The following is a 15,656-nucleotide window of genomic DNA, read 5'->3' as shown; positions in this document are numbered from 1 at the left end:
ACTGCTTTGTATGACACCGGTGTCAGGTCGTTCGGTCACCAGTGTCAGGTCGTTCGGTCACCAGTGTCAGGTCGTTCGGTCACCAGTGTCAGGTCGTGAAAACGCTACGGCATGACATCGGTGTCACCCCGTCACGGTGTTTTCAGACACCACACAATCGGCCTACGGTCGCTTCGAATCTTGCCCGCCAGACTCTGATCCCCACGGGCAAGAAACCCTTTTTCCTCCAACGAATTTAGAGCCCGGTACGCCGTCCGGTGGCTGATACCAATCGACTCTGAGATAGTCGCCGCAGACGGCCATGCCTGCTGCAGACCATCCCGCTCACTGGCCATGTCAGCGAGCATGTAGAGCACTGCCCGCTCCGTGGTGGTAATACCTCTAACATCCTTAGTCACCCACCTGACGGCGGGAATACTCATACGGTGGCGTCACTCCTACCACGGCGGCTGAGCCGAGGAATCAAACCCCGCCGCAGTATTCGACACCGCAGTGTCACGCCCAATCTTCGGCACCAAACTCACCGTGGCTGCGAGCAGGTCCAGAGACACACCATCGCGGCCGTCCTTCGTCGTATACGGGCGTTGCTCAGCACGCCCTGTCACAATCACACGACGGCCCTGCGTCAACTGCTCAGACAGGCGCTGTAGATCCTCCCTGTCACTACCCCAGTAGGTGACGTTCCACCAGGTTGTGTTGATCTCTTCCCAGGATTTGGACTGCTCATTAAACTGCGACCTGGTATGCCCAACCGAGAACGACACAACCTCCTTGCCGGACTGCGTGACCGCGTACTTCGCGTCACGGCCCAGGTTGCCGCCAATAACTACAAGGTTCGGGTTACGCATTGTTGAGTTCCCCCCAACGTGCCTTAGCTGCCTGGCGAACCGTGTCGAACTGCTCCTGTGGCAGGCCGTCTTCCTTGGCGGCATTCATGATCTTGGTGACCTCATCCTGCGACTGGGCCTTCGGAATCTCGCTCAGATACTCGTCGACAACAGCGGCTAACAGCTGCGGGTCATCATCAGTGATCACGTCCGCGTCCTGCGCCGGTTCCGACTCTGGTTGGCGGCGTGCGTGGACCCGCTGTCGTGCCGCCTCCAACGCCCCCAACGCGCCACCCTGCTGGGCATCAACCCGCGTTGCCTCAGCACGCACCGGCTTATGCGCATCCGGTTCCGCTTCCGACACCAGCCCCATCAATGCGCCTGGGGCGACGATACGGGCAAGCTCGGCCTGGCACTTCGCGCGCAGCATCTCCCGAGGATTCGTCTTGTACTTCGCATTCCGCGTGTACCCTGCGCGTTCAGCGAGTTCCATCGTCCACGTGACACGCTCGACCTTGTCATCGCCTGGGCGGATACCGCACCATGTGACCGAATCGTCCGTGGCCTCTTCTTCCCACACTCGGCAGCCAACGTTTTCTGCGACGGCAATCATCGCTCGGGCGTACATGCCAGTCTTGCCTTGGATAACGAAGAACGCTTCGAGTGCTCCGTCTGGGTCGAAACCAAGGGCTGTGCCGCGGATAATCGCTGCCGCGGCATCCATCGGCTTGTTCTTATAGATCGCTGGGCACGCTCCGGTCTTGGTGATGAACTCGGCGTAGTCGTAGGCCATTTGCTTGAGCCCAGCGTGCTGGCGGAGTTTCTCGACACCCTTTTGCATGAGCGTCTGCGCCGGCATTTGAGTACCCTGGCTGCCTGTTGTCGCTGGTAGGTTCATGGTTTCTCCTTCTGGGATAGGAAAACCCGCACTGTTTTCAGCGCGGGTAGTTGTTGTGGTGGTTGGTTTCTGTGTCATTTATTTCTCCTCCGGCAGGGGCACGTGACGCAGCTGCACGCCCTTCTTCGTAGCGACTCGCTTAGCGATGACGTACCCGTCCGGGTTAATGGCGGTCGCGGCTGTACCCATTGCTTCCAGTAGCTTCGCCCCGGCCACCTCAGCTGCTTTGTTGGCTGCTCGTTGCGTGGCGCCAGCTGCTTTCGCCGCAGCCTTCTGCACATCCCACTCGGCAGCAGTATCCGCATCGATGGTCACCGGTGCGGCGTCATCGTCGATATCCGGGTGACGAAGCTTCGCGATCTTGTAATCATTCGGCGCAGTCGGAGCCGGCGGTTCCTCAAGCTCCAAGTGGTGCTCCGTCGACTCAACGAGCTCGACGGCGAACTCGGGTAGCCACGGCACTTCCAGCTGCTTCCACTCGTAGAACGGCCCGCACACCACAATCAGCGCAGACATCTGCGTCAGACCGCTAGTGAGCATTTCCCACGTTTCCTGAATCAGCCAGTCCGCGGGAATCGTCTCCGGCGTGAGATTCTGATACTCATCCCAGCCACTAACAGTTTTGAACTGCACACAACGAGAATGCTTTGGGCTACGGACGTGGCCTTTACGGGTGGCGATGCGGTCAAGCGTGGCAGCGTTAGGGAACGGTAGATGCGGGTTGGTGACCTGCACCTCTCCCCTTGAAAGTCGCCAGTCTGGGTTCTTCTGCGCCCACCAGTAGGCCAGGGCATACTCCATCGCGTGGCCAGTCAAGAACCGGTCCTCCATACCGGAAGGCTCAATCCTGATGCCCCGCATCGTATTCCACACGCTATATGGCGTCGCGTAGGCGGATTCACCGACAATACCGGCGACCTTCGATGCAGTGACCAGTCTTTCCCACTCCGGTGTGCCGGGTGGCGCCGGGTCTTTCACCACGTGCAGACGGTCGGGGATTTGAAGCCGTGTCACTCCTCTCCCCTTTCAGCCAGGTTCGCGGATTTAATCAAGGCAGTTCCAAGCCAACGAGCTTCTCCTGATGTCAAGTCGTGACTGTTGTCGCCGAAATAGACGGACACCGGGCACGTGACCTTCTGACTGGTAGCAGTGACAAACACGTCCTCATCGAGAAAATGCTCATCGATAACAACGTCACCACTACGGTTCCTGTAACTCTGCACTGCAACTCCTTTTACAAACTGGCGATAAAAATGACAATCAAAATAAATGCGACCACCGCAGTCGAGCAGCCGATAGACACCGCAATGTCAGACACGTCGTCTTCGGGATAATGCCTTCCAGCCGGCGGGCGGACATCGGGGAATTCAGCAGGATTCATATGGATCTCCTGGGATTGGTGCACCGCTGATGATGTGCTGGTTGATGAGGTAGGCCATGTGGCGACGCCCTGCGTCGGTCAGTCGCCCGGTTGCGGGGTCTGCCCAGCCGCGCTCATACAGCAGCCGTTTGAGTGCTGGGTGGCAGCCGCCCCCTGGGCGTGCGTACTCCGCGTATAGGGCCTGGTGTGCGAGATACTCGACGTAGGAGTTTTTGCTCACGCGGTTGTCCTTGTGACGCGGAGGTGGGCTTGGTCGGTGTCGATGAGGTCTCCGCAGACGTTGCGCACGACGATGTTGTGTACTTGTCGGGCTTGGGTGATGCGGTGGATTGTGCCGTTGACGGATAGATGGCGTCGGAGTTGGCGGTAGTCGGCGCGGATTTGGGCGCGGTCGGCTGCGGTGATGGGTCGCAGTGTCATGGTCGGGCTCCTTCGTCGAAGCGGTCAAAAATCAGCATGGTCAGGCTGGCCGTGTCCTCGGGCTCCGCGAACTCGGCGACCTGCTCGTAGACACCACGCACCTGGTCGAGGACCCGTTGCAAGCGCTGGTCTTCCACTTCCCACGGGTCAGGGGTGCGCCCGAGGTCAGGTAGCGGGGTTAGGCTGTTGTGTTTTGGCATAGCGGCGGGTGTTTTCATCGGTTGGTCATCCCTGCGTAGCCTGCGGCGTTGTCGATGCCGATGTTGATCAGGGCGGTGCCTATGACAATGAGGCCGATTGCTAGGAGTGCGACGGTGAGGACAAAGGCGGCCATGCGCCGGTCGTAGTGGTACTGCTCTGGTTTGCGGTGGCGCGGCTTGCTGCGCCGGGGGCGGCGGGTTTCGAGTACGCCGGCTGCTGTGGCCATGGCGAGTAGGTCGTCGCGCTCGGCGCGGGTCATGCGGTGTTTGCTCATGCTGCGTCACCGCCGTAGAAGGTTTCGCCGCGGAGCCATGGGTCGATGGCATGTTCGGGGATGTTCCAGTTGCTGCGCTTTCCGCGTTGGTAGGCTTCGAGTTCTCCGCGTCGGCAGGCTTGGCGGATGGTGTATTCGCTGTAACTGGTGTGTTCTGCTACTTCCTTGGGGCTGAAGTATGTGACCCCTGATAAAGTTTTCATTGCTACCCCTCTCTAGGTAGTAAAAGAAGCCCCCGTGCCTGGTTGCAGCAGGTCACGGGGGCGAATAGAACGAATAGGTGTTAAGCCGAGTTGGATCTTCAGACACTCGCTAATCTGGCAGCTGTTGGGGCTGGCGCCACAGCGCCTTTTGCCATTTGGTACGCCGCTAAACAGACGTCACTTGCCCATCGACAGTTCAATCGTGATGGCGGAATTAGAGTTGAAGTCCATAAGGCCGCTCACACTGTCCAAATCGGCAATGGGCCAGCCGTTTCCCCTTCCTCAGTGAAAGTTCATCTCGAGGGGCCGGGCGAACGGCATAATCTTGAAATCGCGTTACGTGTAGGTAATGCGTTTCGCATTCTCAAAGAAGCGCCAACGCCATTGACTTCCTCGTCCGAACCCGTAGTAGCGAAATTTGACTTGACGCCAAAACAGGAAAAAGAAGCTTTCCTCATCGTCACCTGGGTCACTGAGGACCGTTATGGCCTAATCCCTCAGGCAGTTCGCTTTGAACTTCTTAAAGATGGGGAATTTGAGTATTGGAAGTGGAACCGTGTTAAGCACGCTTGGTTTCGAGTATTCCACCATCGATTTCCGAAGCTTTGCAATTTCAGTCTTGGCAAATGGTGTAAGTCACAGACCCGCCCGTATAGCTCACAGAATTTACCATCTTGGCCACTAGGACTAGAGTCCAAGAAACTAGGTGAATTACAGAAAATGCCACCAGAATTGCGATAGACGTGTTCATAATTCTGTCTCCTTTTCTTCGCTTCTAGGTTTTGCTGGTAGGGCGCGCAGCTGGGGCTCGCGTGCTGAAAGGCTTCACGCGGGAAGGGTTGCCTCAGCTTCGATCCACGCATGCGGGGCTGACGGTCCTCAACCCATTCCCCCTTGAAAGCAAGGAAAAGAGGGGGCTGCTTGGTGGTGACATTGACGCGCCCAGTGGTCTTGCCCAGAGTCGAACTGGGTGGCACTGGAAGTGACTGAGTGTGTGCCATGCCCGTACAAGACCTTTTTGGGTATTTGGTTGGTTCGGCCCGCGTTACCTCCCGCTTATGTGCGGGGTGCCTGCAGTCGTGGTGACTGCTTGCCGGGGTCTTCGCGATCTACTCACCACGCTCGCCCGGCCTGTATCTGGGCCGACTTTATAGAATTTTTCAAACAACAAACAGAAACTCGAAACTATGTTCGGTTTCCCGCGCCCATGTGTCGCGTTGAACAACTATGGAGGCCTGGCTACCTCAAGGGCTATTTACGTCACAGTGACAATATTTGCAGGTCAAACAACCGCAGCCCGTCACTACAATCAACCTTCGGGGACACTTCCCCAGAAAGTGAGGTGACTCAAAAATGGAAGACTCCGATTTGCTGCAACAAATCTCCGAGAACACGCAACCGACCTACATCCTCAACGATGTCGAAGCGCGCCTTGGAAACATTGAGCACGAACTGCGGATAATGAACGAGTTCCTACGAGACATCGTCGAAACTCTCAATCAGTGATGACTCATGTGACGGTGTGCCAACTGCAGCGCATTCCATAGCATTGGCACCTCGTCCACACTCACCTTCACCCGACCACCAGCCTTGTCACAGACGATCAATTCGTCACCTACGACCTCAACATCAACATTGTCCAAGTTAATCTTCACGACAACTCACCTCCCCTGCACTGCGTAGTACTTTCCCCAGACCTGCTCCATGAGTGGGCGGTCCGCCTCCGTGTATGCGTTGACCTGGCGCACCTGACCATTCGGAAGATTCATCGGATACTTCTCCGGCTCCCGCCCATGCTCCAGGGTGTACGCAGCCTTCATCCGCTTACCGAACACCCCGGCCACGGACTTCAGACGCTTGTGCGACAGGTTCTTTTCCTTCAGGAAGTCCGCCGTGTACAGCGGTCGCGTTCCGGGGTCGAGTTCCGGCGCTTCACCCAAACCGCGAGCCAGAATGATGCGCGCCTTGGCTTCCAGGTGCTCCGCGCGAATCAGGCCCTTCGCTGCTTGGCAAAGTTCCATCTGCATCTGCGACTGACGAATCAACGCGTTGATTTGGTGTTCAGTGGCGCGCGGGTTGATTGCCCCGCCGTTAGCCCAGTAAGACTCGATGACATCGGCGATTTCAGACTGGTAAGCAACTACCAGCGGGCGAGCTTCTTCGCTGACGCGGTTTTCGTCGATGGTGGCAAGCCACATCGTCAACGTCCGAAGATCAATACAAGTCATTTCGCGAGTCTTGCCGTCAAGCCCAACCCCGGTCATCTTGACCGTGGTTGCCCATGAGTGGCGACGGAGCCGCTTCATCTGGGAGTCGGCATCAAGACCGAGTGACTCAACGAGCGGGCGGAACACTACGTGCGGCTTTCCGTCGATCTCGACCGACTGCACGGACTGCCCGCGGAACGGGATTGATACAAGTTCAGTAGTCATGTAAGTTTCTCCTTAAGACTTTGTTTAGAGTTTTTCTTTCGCCCCTCGTTCCAGCGAGGGACTTTTCTTATGCGGCGACTCGACGGCGGCGCATTCGTACGCGTTCGACCTGAACCTCTTCGCGGACGGTGACGAAGGCGTCATCAAATTCGACCGGGAAGTTGTTGAGTACGGCGCCTACGAACCGACCGTTTGCGTCCTTGCCGGGTTCAATCCAGCGCGATGCTGTGGAGGTTGGGACCCCTAGTTTTTCTGCGAATCGGGTCACAGTTCCGAGTTCATCTAGGGTCTTGTCTACCCATCCTTGGCGGACGCGGGTGGTGTCGATTGTAGTCACATTTCCTCCTCCCCACCTGGGAAGTTTCGATTCCTGCAAGCGGCCTTTGCTGCTCTGCAATTCACTATACACAGCGTTTGCGGTAATGCAAACTTCGTTTTGCTTTGCGGTAATGACTTGCAGTTTTGCAGGTCTGCAATTACGCTAGTGATATGACACAAACACGTTGGTGGACATACCTAAGCCGCATCATGGGCGACGACAACAACACTGAAGCCGCCAAGAAATCCGGCATTAGCTCCTCGAACTTCACCCGCTGGAAGAAGGGCGCTCGCGCCGACCCGGACTTCGTGGTCAAGGTCGCCCGCGCCTACGACGTCAACGTCCTCGAAGCGCTCGTAGAAGCCGAATTCATCACCGAAGAAGAAGCCGCGCTCACCACCGTCGCCCCAACCCTCGACCTATCTCAGGTGGACGCTCAGGAACTCATCGACGAACTCCAACACCGAGTAGACATCATCAAGCAACTACTCAGCCTTGAAGAAGGCGGCGACCGGAAACTCGCGGCAATAATCGAACACCGTTCGAATGTTGTTAACTTCCAATCCGCCCGCCCTGCTACACATGACGGCACCGTCACAGACTGGGACAACAGCATCCCCCACGCAGCCAAGAACGGAACCGACGAGAACGAGGAGCGGATCAAGCGAAATGAGGACCCCATCGACTGATGATCTCATCTCCTTAGCCGAAACAGCCGGGATTGCCGTTACCTGGCACCGGGGAGGGCCACAAGGTGCCTGGATTCCGCCCGAGAATCGCATCAGTATTCGTCACGGAATGGATGATGCCCAGACTCGCTGCGCCCTCGCCCACGAGCTTGCCCACATGTGGCTTGGACACCCGGCACCAGCAACCGATAGGCAGGAAATGCAAGCGGACCGCATGGCGGCCGAGTTGCTTATCAGCACAGTCGAATACGCGTTAGTAGAGCAGATATACGGGCCACAGCTACGCAGAATCGCAAAAGAACTCAACGTAACAACAGACATTGCAAGGATCTGGCGAGATAATCAGGAAAGACAAAGGTCATGGGCAGGAAAATAAAACTGACACCATCTCAGCGCCCCACTGTAAAAGTAAAAGGAGTGCATGCATATAAGCATCACCTGCGACAAATATCACCTGGGATTAGATGGTTCGAGCTTATCTCTGAGCCCGATAATCCATATGATGCGAATGCAATCAGTGTTCGATATGAGGGAAATGTTGTGGGATATATCCCCAATGACCGCACATCCACTTATCGACAGGTTGTCTATAGGGTCATAGCCAGTGGATATACCCCCACCGTGAAGGGGAAACTCTATGCAGGGGCATCAGGTAATTATTTCGAGCTCTCTCTTTTTCTGCTAGCAGGAGACAACGCAATCCCATCCGGAGTTACGCTTGTCGCGCGGTCATCAAATTATGATGTTCCAAAAGCATATAAAGGTGCACATCGAAGTGGAGCACCTGTTCCGTCCATCACTGCGAGCGATATTGCTAAGGAAAAGGCTCGCCGCGCCAAAATGAACGCTGATATTGATGCAGCGAGAGGAATTAGCAATGGTTCCGATGATGATACTCCCGCTGAAGCGCTGAGCCTGCTTCTCGGAGTTTCAGTTCTATTACTACTTGTTAGTTTTGTGTGGATATTGCTCGGATAATCCGCGCATAAAAGCAATCCAGTTACAGCAATGGGGGCGCTCTACCCCCATGTCTAGGGAGCGCCCCGAAGGTGCCGCCGGGGAGCCGAGGCGATGGCTTAACCAGCGACAGAAAGAAGATTATCAATGGCGTCGATTAAACGCTATAAGAAGTCTAGGGGCCACGCTTGGCGTGTCCAGTACCGCGCCCCAGACGGCACCAGCCGCACAAAACAAGGCTTCCGCACTAAGAACGAAGCTGAAGCGTGGGCCGCGGCCAACACCATCAACCTAGGCCAGGGCACCTGGTCACCGGAGACGGAACGTCGCCGCACCGTGCACGATCTCGGCACCGCGTGGCTCGCCGCGCAAACTCACCTCAAACCGTCCACCTACCGAACCACAGAGTCCACGTGGAGGGTGCACGTCGAACCGTACTGGGGCGGGTGGCAAATAGGCCGTATCAAGCGCTCAGATGTGCAGACCTGGCTCGCCGGCATCACAGGCGGGGCATCCACCGTACGCAAAGCACACGCCTGCCTAGCCCAGGTGCTCGACGTCGCAGTGGGTGACGGCGTGCTGGCCATCAACCCTGCCCGTGGTGTTCGTCTGCCGCGCAAGCCGAAGGCAACGAAGGTGTACTTGACCGGTGAGCAGGTCAAGACTCTAGCCAAGAACTGTAAGCGGCCGGAGCTTATCTGGCTACTGGCCACCACAGGCCTGCGGTGGGGCGAAGCAGCGGCTCTCCGAGTGCGTGACGTCAACGTTCTACGCGGCCGCGTGCACGTAGAGCGCAACGCCGTCACGGTCGGCTCCGAGGTGGTGATTGGCACGCCGAAGACGCATGAGCGTCGTACTGTCGCGGTGCCAAAGAAGGTCATGGGAATGCTAGAGAAACTCATCGACGGCCGAGCCCCCGACGCGCTGTTGTGGCCTGCGGGTAATGGTGGCCCATTGCCGACGCCGTCACAGCCGGATTGGTACTACGGGAACCTTGAGCGGGTGATGGAGGCGAACCCTGATTTTCCGTATGTGACACCGCACGGGCTTCGGCACGTGGCGGCCGGGTTGATGGTTGGTTCTGGCGCGTCGGTGAAGGTGGTGCAGTCTCAGTTGGGTCACTCGAGTGCGGCGATGACGTTGGATACCTACGCTGACCTATTCGACGGTGACCTGGATGCGGTGGCTGCTGTGATGGATGAGCAGCTGCGCGGTGTCTTGTAGTTCAGATGTCGTGGAATTGTCGTGGATTTAGCGAAATTTATGGTGTTTTTCCTGGTCAGTAGGCTGTTTGCGGCGGGTTCGAATCCTTCTGGGGGCGCCAAAATCTTTCTCGGCTTTTATTCGCCCGCGTCCGGGCGCAGGTAGCGGTCGACCAGGTCGACGACCTCGTCGATTGATTCACTATCAGTCTCAGTGCCATCCCCCAGCGGCTTCCAGGTAAGAACGAGCGACTGCGTCAGCCGGAAGATATTGCGAGAGAGCTTGTACGGATCGTGCTGGCGAATCGACCCGTCCTCCTGGCCATGCTTAACGCCAGGAACAATGAACTTGTCGACAATGGCCAGCTGCGTGCTACCCATCTGGCGGGTCATCATCTGCAGCACGCGCTCCGGGTCGGTCTCTACCAGGCCAGTAAAGAAACCGTTTTCGATGATCCGCTCCATCACAATGCGCATGCGCAGCAGAATTCGAGCGCGAGCGTTACCGGGGACATAGGTGAGACCCTCGAGGGTGTGCAGAATCTCACGGTTGATGACTTCCGCGATTAGCTCTCCGATATCCGCGTAGCGGCGGTAGACAGTGGGGCGGGACACCCCGGCCTTGCGAGAAATCTCGGCGATGGAGGTCTTGCGTAAGCCAATTGCCATGATGCTTTCGCGCGCCGCGGCGATAATGACATCATCAACGGACTTCTTCGACTCAATCCCCGCCGCGACGGTCGTATCAGGGGCCTCTTCAGCACGGGTCATGGTTTTAGCTTCTCCCGGAATTCGTTGTCTAACCACCTGATTTTACCAATAGATCGAAGCCATCAGAACCCGAGGGCTACTATGCTCGGAACTTAAGTTCTCAGATGCGAAGAATCTGAGCAGAAACACGTCAGCCCACTACGATTTATCAAGGTGAAACCATGGCACAAAACGACCCCGACCTGGACCTTTCCCCCGCGGAAGACCGCATTGTCTGGATTGACTGCGAGATGACTGGCCTCGAGCCGGAGCGCCACGTCATGGTTGAAATCGCAGCCCTGGTAACGGATGCGAACCTCAATGTTCTGGGTGAGGGCGTCGATATTGTCATCCACGCAACCGAAACCGAGCTGGCCCAAATGGATGATTTTGTCACGCAGATGCACGCCAATTCTGGGCTTGACGACGAAATCCGCGCCAGCGAAATCGACATCACCGCAGCAGAAAAAGCGGTGCTGGACTATGTGCGGGCCTGGGTTCCGGATGCCCGCACCGCTCCCCTGGCCGGAAACTCGATTGCCTCCGACCGAAAGTTCATCCACCGCTACATGCCGGAGCTGGATCAGCACCTGCACTACCGGATGATTGACGTTTCCTCTTTCAAGGAGGCGGCTCGGCGCTGGTACCCGGGTGTCCTTGCGGGCGCTCCCGAAAAGGGGCTTGCCCACCGCGCGCTCGCGGATATCAAGGAATCGATCCGGGAGCTCGACTACTACCGTCGAGTGATGATGGTGGCGCACCCGGGCCCGAATGGCGAGGAAATTCGCGCCGCCGCTGAGGCCTCTGCGGAAAAGTTCGGCGACATTCGCGGCTAGACAGCGTTAAAAACGCTACTGAACTGCAGTTTTGTTTATTGCCGCGCGTGCGTTACCATATATCTCGCTGCAGACAACGGCCAATTTAGTGGCCTGAATTGCACAATGGTGACTGTAGTTCAGTTGGTAGAGCACCAGGTTGTGATCCTGGGTGTCGCGGGTTCGAGTCCCGTCAGTCACCCCAAAATAATCCCCTGACTTCCGCATCGGTGGTCAGGGGATTTTTCTATTTCAGGTCCGCCGCCTAGCCGGCGGTCACGGCATCCGTCAGACGCTCGTGGCTGGAGTGCTGCAGCTGCCCATCGATCATTTCGACGATGCGGTCCGCTCCATGAAGCTGCCCCAGGTCGTGGGTGATGTACAGGGTCGCAACTCTCATCTTGTGCGTCACGTCCATGATGAGGCGGGTGACCGCGCCGGCGGTCTTCTGGTCAAGCGCTGCGGTGGGCTCGTCGACAAGCAGAACCTCGGGGTTGTTCATCAGTGCCCGGGCAACGTTCACGCGGGCCTGCTGGCCTCCCGACAGTTGCGAGATACGGCGGTTTTCGAGGCCCTTGAGCCCGACGGACTCCAACAGCTCCTCAGCGCGCTTTTCAGCTTCACGACGGCCGCCCTCCGCCCAGCGGAATACATGTCCCAGGCGGCGCATGGCCATGAGCTGCTGCTTGACTGTCAGGGCCGGCAGCAGGTTCGGCTGCTGGAATACGATGCCGATGTGGTGACGTCGCACGCGAGCGGCTTCGGCCCCCTTGACGCGCAGGTCAATAGCCTCGTTCTTGTTGCGAGAGTAAAGGGTGACGATGCCCTCGTCCGCCTGCTTGAGGCAGCCAGCGATTGTCAGCAGCGTGGACTTACCAGAGCCGGAGGGACCGACCAGGCCGACTACCTCGCCGGCGTGGATGTCGAGTGAGATGTCGTTGAGAATTGTGCGAGTGGTGTTGCCGTCCTGAACCTTCAGCGAAATGTTCTCCAGGGACAGGGCAACGGGAGCCTTGGTGGAATTCATGGGATTTAAGATCCTCTCGTATGTAGTCGGGTCCGTGGATGTTTTATGCGTTGGCCAGAGCGGTCGTGGGGTCTACCCGGAATACCGGGACCAGGGCCAGCAGCGCCCCGACAACACCGGTAGCGGCGAGAATGAGGCCCGGGATAACCGTTGTGGTCAGGTCAATTCCGACCGGCATCACTTCTGCGTTAGCCAGCGCCCAGCCCGCGGCCGCGGTGACAGCGACTCCGCCACCTACACCGATAATCAAGACAGCAATGACCTGTGCGAGAGAATCCGCGACGAGCACGGAACGAGAAGCACCGAGGGCCGAGGTGATCGCCACGCCACGCAGGCGCTGCACCGTCCATACGGTGAAGAATGCGCCGACAACCAGGGCCGAGATGACGTAGAGCATCGTGGTCATGGCATTTAGCGAGGTCTGCTCGCCCTGGTAGGAAGCGGAGAGGTTGTTACGCTCGCCGCCTCGGAGCACGGAGGCTCCGTCAATCTTCGGCATCTCTCCCTTCGACTCGTCGACAACCAGTGCCGAGGGTGGAACCGGAGCACCGCCGGTGAGAGCTTTCATGGTGTCCTTACCAGCGAACACGACGGCCTGATGATCCAACCACTTGTCGCCAAGCAGAGTCTTCACGATGGCGTCGTGGTCACCCATCGGGCCGCTGAGAGTGATTGCCTTGCCCTCCTCCAGAGTCAGAGGCGTGGCTCCTTCGTCGTTTTTCGGACCGGCGACGCCCTTGGTCACGGCAACCTCATCGTCGGCAAGCGCGGGGTCGGAGATAACGGTGACCGGGGTTTCGCCGGCGCGGGCACGGGCGAGGTTGACCTCGCGCACCGTGGCGCCCTTGTCGGTCGCCCACTCGTCGACCTTATCCTTCAGGTCAGCATCGAGACTGGAGGAAGACAGCGAGGTCGCGCCGTCCGCGATGACGACAGCGTCATTGTCGCCGTAGAGCTCATCGAGCGCGGAGACGGACTGGTTTGACAGGCCTGCCGCCAAGGAAGAAAGGAAAGTCACCATGACGGCGATCATTCCGACAGTGATTGTGATCAGAGCGGCACGTCCGGGTGCGGCGCGGAGTTCTTTCATCGACTGGTACATGCCTACTATGTTCGCCACTTACCAGGGGAAATAAATCGCCAGTGGTGATGAAATTGGTATCCATCTTTCGGTTGATACACCGTCCACCCCACTGCCGTGCTGCGCCGACGTGGTCGCTTGCGACCTGCCCGTGACGACGTGCCGCTCCCCGCACGGACCGGCCCCTAGCATAGGCTCAAGGGCGTGGATACTCCCGAAACTCTCGATCGGATATGGCTGGGGCTGCGTTTCTCGCTCGACATTCTGGTGACCGTGCTGGTTGTCGTCTCCGTCCTGCCCAATCCCAATTGGCACATCCTCACCTGCGCCATCCTGTTTTTCGCAATCTATCTTGCCGGCTCTTTCGGCCCGATTGGCCGGGCACGGATGGGGTCCGTGCGCAACGAGGTCGCACTGACTCGTCGCAATCCCATGCTTCTGGGCTGGCTGATTGCCCTTTTGCTCAGCTGGGCCGCTTTAGCCTTCGCCACTCTCGATGCTTCCTTCCTGATCTTCCCGCTATTTTTCGTTATTTTGCAGGTCACAGGCGGAGTGCCGAGTGTCATCCTGGTCGGACTCGCCACCATCACGGCTATCTGCGCCATCGCTATGCACGCACCTTTGACCTTCGGAGGCGTTATAGGCCCGCTCTTGGGCGGAGCTTTTTCCCTGACTGTCGGCCTGGGGTTTCGCCTTCTTCAGCGCGAAACTCTCGCGAAAACCCGTGCTTTGGAAGAGCTCTCCGCCGCCCGCGCGCGTTCCGAGGCCCTCTCCCGCAGGGCGGGTGAACTCGACGAGCGAGCAAGGCTTGCCGGGGATATTCACGACACCGTCGCGCAGGGACTGTCCTCCATCCAGCTCCTGCTGCACTCTGTCGAGGCTCGCATGAGTGATACCAACCACGACACCAAATCACTCGAGGCCCTCCGCCTGGCCAGGACCGTCGCCTCAGACAATCTCGCGGAAACCCGCCGCATCATCGCCGCCCTTCAACCCGCCCCGCTTGCCGACGCCGACCTGCCCAGCGCCCTTGAAAAAGTCTGTGGCACCACGATTCTTGGCGACGCCGTGTCCTTCTTCGTCGACGGCGAACCCGCGCGTCTTCCCGCGGACGTGGAAGCCACGATTGTCAGGGTTGCGCAGTCTAGTCTCTCGAACGTCGTCAAGCATTCGCACGCGACGCGCTGCCGCGTGACACTGACCTATCAACCGGATGAAGTCATTTTGGATGTCGTCGACAACGGAGACGGCTTTGATCCGAAGCAGAAATTCTCCCGTGGCAGCGTCGGTATCATCAATACCCAGCGGCGTGTAGAAAGCCTCGGCGGCACCTTCACTATCGAGTCGACTCCGGGCCACGGCTGCGGAGTGTCCATTTCCATTCCGAGATGCGCCTAATCCGCCTGCGGTGGGCGATGCGCACTGCCAGGCGCCTCTAGTCAAACCGGCTATTTAAAACTTAGGAGATTCCATGACCTCCGATAACACCATCCGAGTACTCATCGCCGACGACCACCCAATCGTTCGCGCCGGATTGCGCGCAGTCGTTGAATCGGCCCCCGATATTTCTGTGGTCGCCGAGGCCGCAACCACCGACGAAGCCATTCAGGCGGTGCGCGATTCGCTTAACGACGGCGCCAGCGACGCCATCGACCTAGTGTTGATGGACTTGCGCTTCGGCGACGCCCCGGGGTCCACCACCCGCGCCGGAGGAGTAGATGCGACGAGCGCTATCCGTGGCCTGTCCAGGGAAGGCTACAAAGCGCCAGAGGTGTTGGTTGTGACGAATTACTCTTCGGACTCCGATGTTCTCGGCGCAATCACCGCAGGTGCGGTTGGATACCTGCTCAAAGACACCGATCCCGGAGAGCTCATTGAGGGAATTCGCAGGGCCGCAAAAGGAGAAACCGTCCTGAGCAACCAAGTTGCAGGACGGTTGATGGGTCGGATGCGCAATCCGATATCTGCTCTAACGCCGAGGGAACTCGAAGTTCTGGAGCTCGTAGCCGCAGGAATGTCGAACCGGAAGATTGCCGAGCATCTAGTTCTTACCGAGGCGACCGTTAAGTCACACCTGGTCCATATCTTCACCAAGCTCGGGGTCAGCTCCCGCACCGCCGCTGTGGCGAAGGCGCAGGAACGCGGCATACTCGGCGAATAGACTCCAGGGGGCTAAGGCT

The 15,656-nt window shown here is 58.2% G+C and carries 25 protein-coding genes and 1 tRNA gene; 10 read left to right on the top strand and 16 right to left on the bottom strand.

The genetic code is table 11. The annotated features are described in order from the left end of the window. Positions 1-131 precede the first annotated feature (131 nt). From CLAC_RS03265 to CLAC_RS12240, 11 genes are read right to left on the bottom strand one after another with little or no spacing between them, the layout of a single operon-like run. Positions 132-422, bottom strand: coding sequence for a helix-turn-helix domain-containing protein (locus CLAC_RS03265; protein WP_053411674.1), 291 nt, complete (start codon positions 420-422; stop codon positions 132-134). A gap of 15 nt (positions 423-437) precedes the next feature. Further along, on the bottom strand, positions 438-848 hold the full coding sequence (locus CLAC_RS03260; protein ID WP_053411673.1) for a single-stranded DNA-binding protein: 411 nt from the start codon (positions 846-848) through the stop codon (positions 438-440). Then, the gene (locus tag CLAC_RS03255; RefSeq protein WP_156324759.1) at positions 841-1,803 is read right to left on the bottom strand and encodes a hypothetical protein; all 963 of its coding nucleotides are present in this window, start codon (positions 1,801-1,803) and stop codon (positions 841-843) included. The genes CLAC_RS03260 and CLAC_RS03255 overlap by 8 nt, the downstream gene beginning before the upstream one ends. Then, positions 1,804-2,739 carry a hypothetical protein gene (locus CLAC_RS03250; protein WP_156324758.1) on the bottom strand — a complete coding sequence of 312 codons (936 nt, stop codon included), beginning with the start codon at positions 2,737-2,739 and terminating at the stop codon, positions 1,804-1,806. Beyond that, positions 2,736-2,948, bottom strand: coding sequence for a hypothetical protein (locus CLAC_RS03245; protein ID WP_053411670.1), 213 nt, complete (start codon positions 2,946-2,948; stop codon positions 2,736-2,738). Before CLAC_RS03245 ends, CLAC_RS03250 begins: the two co-directional genes overlap by 4 nt. 11 nt (positions 2,949-2,959) lie before the next feature. Then, complete coding sequence (locus tag CLAC_RS12600; RefSeq protein WP_156324757.1) at positions 2,960-3,106, bottom strand: hypothetical protein; 147 nt, start codon at positions 3,104-3,106, stop codon at positions 2,960-2,962. Further along, positions 3,093-3,326, bottom strand: a complete 234-nt coding sequence (locus tag CLAC_RS12595; RefSeq protein WP_156324756.1) for a hypothetical protein — start codon at positions 3,324-3,326, stop codon at positions 3,093-3,095. The genes CLAC_RS12600 and CLAC_RS12595 overlap by 14 nt, the downstream gene beginning before the upstream one ends. Beyond that, positions 3,323-3,526 (bottom strand): hypothetical protein, encoded by a 204-nt coding sequence (locus CLAC_RS03240; RefSeq protein ID WP_053411669.1) that lies wholly within the window; start codon positions 3,524-3,526, stop codon positions 3,323-3,325. The genes CLAC_RS12595 and CLAC_RS03240 overlap by 4 nt, the downstream gene beginning before the upstream one ends. Then, positions 3,523-3,726, bottom strand: coding sequence for a hypothetical protein (locus tag CLAC_RS03235; protein ID WP_156324755.1), 204 nt, complete (start codon positions 3,724-3,726; stop codon positions 3,523-3,525). The genes CLAC_RS03240 and CLAC_RS03235 overlap by 4 nt, the downstream gene beginning before the upstream one ends. A 14-nt stretch (positions 3,727-3,740) precedes the next feature. Then, entirely contained in the window at positions 3,741-4,001 is a 261-nt protein-coding gene (locus CLAC_RS03230; RefSeq protein ID WP_053411667.1) for a hypothetical protein, read from the bottom strand. Continuing rightward, positions 3,998-4,204 carry a helix-turn-helix domain-containing protein gene (locus CLAC_RS12240; protein ID WP_082313069.1) on the bottom strand — a complete coding sequence of 69 codons (207 nt, stop codon included), beginning with the start codon at positions 4,202-4,204 and terminating at the stop codon, positions 3,998-4,000. Before CLAC_RS12240 ends, CLAC_RS03230 begins: the two co-directional genes overlap by 4 nt. Before the next feature lie 90 nt (positions 4,205-4,294). Here CLAC_RS12240 and CLAC_RS12590 point away from each other — a divergent pair, with 90 nt between their 5' ends. Together CLAC_RS12590 and CLAC_RS12585 are read left to right on the top strand one after the other, a co-directional pair. Continuing rightward, entirely contained in the window at positions 4,295-4,945 is a 651-nt protein-coding gene (locus tag CLAC_RS12590) for a hypothetical protein (protein WP_156324754.1), read from the top strand. 612 nt (positions 4,946-5,557) lie between these two features. Continuing rightward, on the top strand, positions 5,558-5,710 hold the full coding sequence (locus CLAC_RS12585; protein ID WP_156324753.1) for a hypothetical protein: 153 nt from the start codon (positions 5,558-5,560) through the stop codon (positions 5,708-5,710). Positions 5,711-5,865: 155 nt separating this feature from the next. On the opposite strand, the gene CLAC_RS03225 is transcribed toward CLAC_RS12585, so the two are convergent. Then, the gene (locus tag CLAC_RS03225; RefSeq protein WP_053411666.1) at positions 5,866-6,636 is read right to left on the bottom strand and encodes a phage antirepressor N-terminal domain-containing protein; all 771 of its coding nucleotides are present in this window, start codon (positions 6,634-6,636) and stop codon (positions 5,866-5,868) included. Between the two features lie 67 nt (positions 6,637-6,703). Next, positions 6,704-6,973, bottom strand: coding sequence for a hypothetical protein (locus tag CLAC_RS03220; RefSeq protein WP_053411665.1), 270 nt, complete (start codon positions 6,971-6,973; stop codon positions 6,704-6,706). A 152-nt stretch (positions 6,974-7,125) separates the two neighbouring features. On the opposite strand from CLAC_RS03220, the gene CLAC_RS03215 reads away from it, so the two are divergent. The 4 genes from CLAC_RS03215 (at position 7,126) to CLAC_RS03205 (ending at position 9,825) form a co-directional block, all read left to right on the top strand. Beyond that, positions 7,126-7,644: a helix-turn-helix domain-containing protein gene (locus CLAC_RS03215; protein ID WP_156324752.1), complete on the top strand. Its 519-nt coding sequence runs from the start codon at positions 7,126-7,128 to the stop codon at positions 7,642-7,644. Next, positions 7,538-8,020 carry an ImmA/IrrE family metallo-endopeptidase gene (locus CLAC_RS03210; protein ID WP_342669466.1) on the top strand — a complete coding sequence of 161 codons (483 nt, stop codon included), beginning with the start codon at positions 7,538-7,540 and terminating at the stop codon, positions 8,018-8,020. Before CLAC_RS03215 ends, CLAC_RS03210 begins: the two co-directional genes overlap by 107 nt. After that, positions 8,005-8,622 (top strand): HIRAN domain-containing protein, encoded by a 618-nt coding sequence (locus CLAC_RS12580; RefSeq protein ID WP_156324751.1) that lies wholly within the window; start codon positions 8,005-8,007, stop codon positions 8,620-8,622. The genes CLAC_RS03210 and CLAC_RS12580 overlap by 16 nt, the downstream gene beginning before the upstream one ends. A gap of 126 nt (positions 8,623-8,748) precedes the next feature. After that, the gene (locus CLAC_RS03205) at positions 8,749-9,825 is read left to right on the top strand and encodes a tyrosine-type recombinase/integrase (protein WP_053411662.1); all 1,077 of its coding nucleotides are present in this window, start codon (positions 8,749-8,751) and stop codon (positions 9,823-9,825) included. Between the two features lie 116 nt (positions 9,826-9,941). Here CLAC_RS03205 and CLAC_RS03200 read toward each other — a convergent pair whose 3' ends face one another. Further along, on the bottom strand, positions 9,942-10,574 hold the full coding sequence (locus CLAC_RS03200) for a TetR/AcrR family transcriptional regulator (RefSeq protein WP_053411661.1): 633 nt from the start codon (positions 10,572-10,574) through the stop codon (positions 9,942-9,944). 161 nt (positions 10,575-10,735) lie between these two features. On the opposite strand from CLAC_RS03200, the gene orn reads away from it, so the two are divergent. Further along, positions 10,736-11,389, top strand: coding sequence for an oligoribonuclease (orn, locus tag CLAC_RS03195; protein ID WP_053411660.1), 654 nt, complete (start codon positions 10,736-10,738; stop codon positions 11,387-11,389). 108 nt (positions 11,390-11,497) lie between these two features. Continuing rightward, positions 11,498-11,573 (top strand) — tRNA-His (locus tag CLAC_RS03190). Between the two features lie 60 nt (positions 11,574-11,633). Here CLAC_RS03190 and CLAC_RS03185 read toward each other — a convergent pair. Together CLAC_RS03185 and CLAC_RS03180 are read right to left on the bottom strand one after the other, a co-directional pair. After that, positions 11,634-12,395, bottom strand: coding sequence for an ABC transporter ATP-binding protein (locus tag CLAC_RS03185; RefSeq protein WP_053411659.1), 762 nt, complete (start codon positions 12,393-12,395; stop codon positions 11,634-11,636). 43 nt (positions 12,396-12,438) lie between these two features. Continuing rightward, positions 12,439-13,497: an ABC transporter permease family protein gene (locus CLAC_RS03180; protein WP_082313067.1), complete on the bottom strand. Its 1,059-nt coding sequence runs from the start codon at positions 13,495-13,497 to the stop codon at positions 12,439-12,441. A 183-nt stretch (positions 13,498-13,680) separates the two neighbouring features. On the opposite strand from CLAC_RS03180, the gene CLAC_RS03175 reads away from it, so the two are divergent. Next, positions 13,681-14,874 (top strand): sensor histidine kinase, encoded by a 1,194-nt coding sequence (locus CLAC_RS03175; RefSeq protein ID WP_053411657.1) that lies wholly within the window; start codon positions 13,681-13,683, stop codon positions 14,872-14,874. Positions 14,875-14,947: 73 nt separating this feature from the next. Continuing rightward, on the top strand, positions 14,948-15,637 hold the full coding sequence (locus tag CLAC_RS03170) for a LuxR C-terminal-related transcriptional regulator (protein WP_053411656.1): 690 nt from the start codon (positions 14,948-14,950) through the stop codon (positions 15,635-15,637). The last annotated feature ends 19 nt before the right edge of the window (positions 15,638-15,656 follow it).

It is taken from the genome of Corynebacterium lactis RW2-5 (assembly GCF_001274895.1).
GTDB classification, from domain to species: domain Bacteria; phylum Actinomycetota; class Actinomycetes; order Mycobacteriales; family Mycobacteriaceae; genus Corynebacterium; species Corynebacterium lactis.
The sequence above is the reverse complement of the archived record's forward strand: the minus strand, read 5'-3'. Positions and strand labels throughout refer to the sequence as shown.